At 35.0% G+C, this 5,204-nt stretch carries 6 protein-coding genes; all 6 read right to left on the bottom strand.

The features are described 5' to 3' along the window. Positions 1 to 653: metallophosphoesterase family protein (locus ACY65O_RS11800; RefSeq protein ID WP_462221054.1), on the bottom strand; the 653-nt coding region annotated here is incomplete at its 3' end. Positions 654 to 662: 9 nt separating this feature from the next. Next, positions 663 to 1,196: an RNA 2'-phosphotransferase gene (locus tag ACY65O_RS11795; RefSeq protein ID WP_462221053.1), complete on the bottom strand. Its 534-nt coding sequence runs from the start codon at positions 1,194 to 1,196 to the stop codon at positions 663 to 665. Then, complete coding sequence (locus ACY65O_RS11790) at positions 1,193 to 2,164, bottom strand: ADP-ribosylglycohydrolase family protein (protein ID WP_462221052.1); 972 nt, start codon at positions 2,162 to 2,164, stop codon at positions 1,193 to 1,195. The genes ACY65O_RS11795 and ACY65O_RS11790 overlap by 4 nt, the downstream gene beginning before the upstream one ends. A gap of 1 nt (position 2,165) precedes the next feature. Next, on the bottom strand, positions 2,166 to 3,020 hold the full coding sequence (locus ACY65O_RS11785) for an O-acetyl-ADP-ribose deacetylase (protein ID WP_462221051.1): 855 nt from the start codon (positions 3,018 to 3,020) through the stop codon (positions 2,166 to 2,168). A gap of 10 nt (positions 3,021 to 3,030) precedes the next feature. Continuing rightward, complete coding sequence (locus tag ACY65O_RS11780; RefSeq protein ID WP_462221050.1) at positions 3,031 to 3,672, bottom strand: DUF4291 domain-containing protein; 642 nt, start codon at positions 3,670 to 3,672, stop codon at positions 3,031 to 3,033. Between the two features lie 3 nt (positions 3,673 to 3,675). Beyond that, positions 3,676 to 5,136, bottom strand: coding sequence for a nicotinate phosphoribosyltransferase (locus ACY65O_RS11775; protein WP_462221049.1), 1,461 nt, complete (start codon positions 5,134 to 5,136; stop codon positions 3,676 to 3,678). Positions 5,137 to 5,204: the final 68 nt, after the last annotated feature.

The following is a 5,204-nucleotide window of genomic DNA, read 5'->3' as shown; positions in this document are numbered from 1 at the left end:
GCCGAAAGTTTGCCTGTAAAAGCAGCACCGGTATCTATGTTCCATACATTGCAGGCCTGCATGGGTATGGTTACATCATAATATAAAGTTGGTGTATGCCCAATATAAATTTCTTTAAACAACAATAATCTTTTAGGATAGAGTTTAGAATCTTTGGCAATTCTTTTATCCATAGTAAGCGCCATTTCCCAAAGCGTTCTGTCCCACGAATAGTTGCTGGCATAAGGTTCGTTTTGCGGCCCGTGCATTGATGAAAAACCGGCATGAATAAACAACCTGTTTTGTTCATCTACAAAATAATTTATCATGCGGTTGAAAAAATTTAAATGGATTTTCTTTTCTGCTTCGCTGCATACAGCATAACTTTCAACAGTCGATTTTCCTCCATGGAATAACCAGGTTTTATCTGCTGTACCATCTCTCAGCCAATCTTCACACCAAATATCGTGATTGCCTTTTATAAATTTACAATCGTAACTTTCATTCAACTCCATAAGATAATTGATCACCTCAGCAGACTGTGACCACCCATCAACATAATCGCCTAAAAAAATTAAGCGGTCATTTTTTTCAAGCGGTAACATTTCAATTATTTGCTCTAGAGCAGTTGCCGCACCATGTATATCGCCAATTACAAAAGTTTTTGTCTTCACCAATTAATTTTAAAATTCAATAAATGCTGTCGGCACATTATCGGTTAACCAAACACCATTTTCAGCAATATAAAACAAATAACCCTGCTGCTGCATTGCCATTGTATTTATTGTAAGTATTATTGGTTTTCCTCTTCTTGCTCCAACTTTTTTTGCTGTATCAATATCTTTACTCAAATGTACATGCTGCCTGCTCATTTTTTGCAAGCCATTTATTTTAATTGCATCAATAAATTTTGCAACAGTGCCGTGATATAATTTTTCCGGTGGCGCCGTGGGAGTTAGTGCTAAATCAATGACAACAGAATGCCCCTGGTTTGCCCGTATTTTAGAAAGATCATCATTAAAAGAAAATCGTTTTTTATCATTGGTAAAAACTATTTCTTCCAGCAAATCAAAATCTATCGCCATGCCATGTGCATTTGATTTTATTATTAGCTCATCTGTATCTGCCCATCCGTTTTCATCCAGTTGCAAATTAATTTCTTCAGGCTTATGGCGAAGAACGAGGCTGAGGAATTTGCTTATGTGTGTGTTGTTCATTTTATAATATTTAAATGTGTAGAAAATCTTTCACAAAGATTTTCTATATCAGTTATTCTGGCTGTATCCCAATACCAGTTTTCAGGAAAAGATTCTTGTCCGTACATTAAACCTGCAATGCCTCCCACAACGGCAGCTGTTGTATCAGTATCCCTCCCAAGATTTACAGCTTTTAAAACAGCTTCTTTATAAGAATTACTGTCTAATAAAACCCAAATAGAAGCTTCCAGTGTATTAATAACATAGCCACCCGAATTAATAACTTCTTCTTTTAATTCACCAATATTACCCGATAGTATTCTTCCAAAAATTTTAAATTCCTCCTCAGAAAATTCTTCTTTTTTCCAAAATGAAATAATATCATTACACATTTCTTTGTACGCAAGATCAAATGATTTTCCTTCTATTATTTGTTCAGTTATTTTATTATAGATTAAACAAGCCATTGCTGCACGGAATGGTGGATGTGTTAATGCTGAAACCTCCCATGTTTTTTGCCACTGTTCTTCAATTGGTTTTTGATACAAATAAAAAGCTAAAGGCAATATCCTCATCAATGAACCATTGCCATTATCTTCTTCACTTCCCATATATTTTAATTCGCCTAATTCATTAATGGCATTCCGTTTTAAAATCTTATTTAACCTTTCAATTGAATGCGAAGTTGTAATACCAATATCAAACACTCTTCCTCTCGCCGTCCATAAATTCTTATATTTCCATCCAATAAAATTTTCAGCAATTTTTTGTAAAGAATAATTCTCTATCAGCGCATCTAACAAACACAAGGTGAGAGAAGAATCATCTGACCATGTTCCTTTTGCCTGATTATGACTCCCCTGACTAATCATATCTTTTGCTGGCCTTACTTTTAAAGTTTCTCTTGAACTAAACTCATAAGGCACGCCTACTGCATCAGCAATAACCAAACCTAATATGGCATCCTTTATTTTATTTGTAGTAATCATTTTATTTAAAAGTATTTATCAATCTGATGGTGCCTAAAATATTTTCATTCATTTCTTCCTGTTCTTCGGCAGGTATCCAGTATTCGTTATGTATTTCTCCACCTACATTTTCTACTGTATATTTGGTAAGATAGTTTGCAGGCAAATCAAAAGCTACTACATAACCAACGCCGTAGGCCGGCACATTCCATTCTTTTGAAATCTGGTTGGCATAACCTTCGTTAGTTACAGGATAAAATATGGGTTGTTCCGGTAAACGGGGCGGAAAATTTTCCCAACCAGTTTCCTCAATTAAATTTAACTCTGCCTGGTTAACGGGGCGATATAATGTAATCGTAATGGGCATTTGCTGTAAATAAAAATTATAATTTTCTTCATCAAAACAAACAAAAATAATTTCTTCAATAGTTGTATGTTTATTTGCTTTTATAAAATCCATCACTGCGTCAACTGCTGCTAATGCAGCTTTATCTTTTGGAAAATGATAAATGCCAGTGCTAATATTTGGAAAAGCAATGGATGTAAGTTTTTTACTTTCTGCCAATGCTAAACTATTAAAGTAGCAATTTGCCAACAGTTTTTTCTTTTGTTCTTTATCGCCGTTCCAAACCGGGCCAACAGTATGTATTACAAATTTTGAAGGCAAATTTCCTGCAGTGGTAATTACTGCTTCGCCAGTGTTACAACCTCCAAGGTTATTTCTTATAGCAACACACTCCTCTAAAATAGCTTTGCCACCTGCCCTGTGGATAGCACCATCCACACCGCCGCCACCCAATAAAGAACTATTGGCTGCGTTTACAACAGCATCAGTATTTATTGTGGTAATATCTCCCTGTATTAAATTAATTTTCACTGGTAGCTTTTTAGTTGGTTTTAATTTTCAACTTTTCATTTAATTTATCGTCATTAAAAAGCAATGGTTTTTCTAAAGGAACAATTAATTTTTCGAGTTCCCTATTTTGTACAAATTGATATTGTTCATTTACAAAATCACTAATGTCCTCAATCAAAATAATATCTTCATTAGCAAATGATTTTATGAATTCATTTCTCAATCCAATTTGTATGGCTCTTCTGTTTAATTTTTCACCATAGGGATTATGATCGGGATCCCACTGCAAACGTACTGAAGATAAAGCAACCTGCTCTCTCCAGCTTTCTTCTGTAATACCCAATGTTTGATTATAAGAAGAATACACTGAATGTTGCAAATAATTTTCAAAGGCAGCCATTTTTAAATGAATAGCTAATACTACTTCTTGTCCTTCTTTTGTTCCCCATCCATTTCTGTACATCATCCAGAGAAAATTTGGTTTTATCCAGGTCATTCTGTCAAAACTAAACGCTCCTCCAAAAAATTGATTTTTAACTGCAAAGTTTCCAATTTCTTTTTTGTAAGACTGATAAATAATAATTTCCTTTTCGTTGTATTGCGCCATTATATGATAACCACTTTGCGGCCATTGCACATCTTGTTCTGTGTATTTTTTTAATTCGATTTTCATTTTTTATAAATTTTCTTTTACTCTTTTTCTTATTTCTTCCAAACTAACATCAATCAATAATTTACCGTCTTTAAAAACAGTTTTTAGTTCGCCCTGTTGTTCTTCCTGCCAGGTACATTCATCTTTATACTCCAATTTACCGGTGGTTTTATTTTTGTGAACGGCTATTAAACCTTTGGCCGATTTTTTTGTACCATCATCTGTTTTGGGATCTTTAAATATTGCTCTTCCTTCTCCGTTTACTTCGCCATAAGTTGCCTTCATGGCAAAACCAAAAGTATCACGGGTTACATATTCGTACGTGAAAGAACCAAGACCCAGCACTACATTATAACTGCAAAACCCTTTTTGTTTTAAGCCTTCTAAAATATCGTGTTGCCTTTCTAAAGTAATACCATCGCCATAAATTAAACCGATATGTGCATCTAATAATTTATAGCCTTTTTCGGAAATGGTGCCACCAAATATTTCCCACATACATTGTATGGCACCTTTGTATGCGGGGCTTCCGGCTTCTGCTTCATCATCACCAATAATTATTTTTACCGGGTCGCCGCTGTCGGGGCGTATTACTACTTTGCCCTCTCTTGCAATAATTTTTTGTTTTAGCTGAGGTAAATATTCTGTTATCACTTTCCAAAAATCCCAGGTATCAGAAACAATAGATACAATACCTTTTGGATAAACAACATCAATCAATCTTTCAAAAGTTTCAATTTCGCTGTCTTGTGTACCCATGCACATTACGCTATGTTCAGTTGCTGCTACCGAGCCTCCAATCAACTCTTTTTCGCTATCAGCATTGTAATAATATTCCAAAAAATCAATGGCAGGTATGGTATCCGTTCCGGCAAAACTTAATAAATGCCCGGCACCACTCATCACTGCATCTTCAATACCACTCATGCCCCGGAACGAAAAATCGTGGCCCTGCCAGAGAATAAAATCATGGTCGTCACCAACTGTTTCGTTTGCATACCTGGTAAATTCTTTTGCATATTGAAAGGCGGTTGTAGCCGATGTTACCGGCTTCCAAAGTATAGCACTCATTAGCGTTTCCAGCATATTGGTTAACCAAAAAAAATCGGGCTGAGTGTTTTTTATCGTAAGCACGGGTACTCTCATAGGCACTAAACTACCCTCGGCCACTGCTTTAATTTCTAAAGACAGGTAACCTAAATCATGCAATGCTTCTATATGGTTATAGGTAATGGCATCTTTGCCCAGATAACTTTCTATTCTTCGTTTATATTTTTCAATAACGGTTTTTTTATCTGCCTTAAAAAAATTATCATTAAACTGTTCTATTAAATATTCTTTTACAAAATATTGCAGTCCGAAAAATATTATTTCGTTCACAGCTTCATTTCTTGCTTTACGTGGTGTAAGGTTGCTGTACACCAAAGTTGTTCCATCGGGGTATTGAAATTTATGGCCTACTTTATAACCATCTTTTAATAACAAGGGTAAAATTTAAAAAAACGTTATGAAAATTTTACCCTTGTTATTAAAAGATGGTTATAAAGTAGGCC

The organism is Ferruginibacter sp. (assembly GCF_031430955.1).
GTDB lineage: Bacteria > Bacteroidota > Bacteroidia > Chitinophagales > Chitinophagaceae > Ferruginibacter.
The sequence above is the reverse complement of the archived record's forward strand: the minus strand, read 5'-3'. Positions and strand labels throughout refer to the sequence as shown.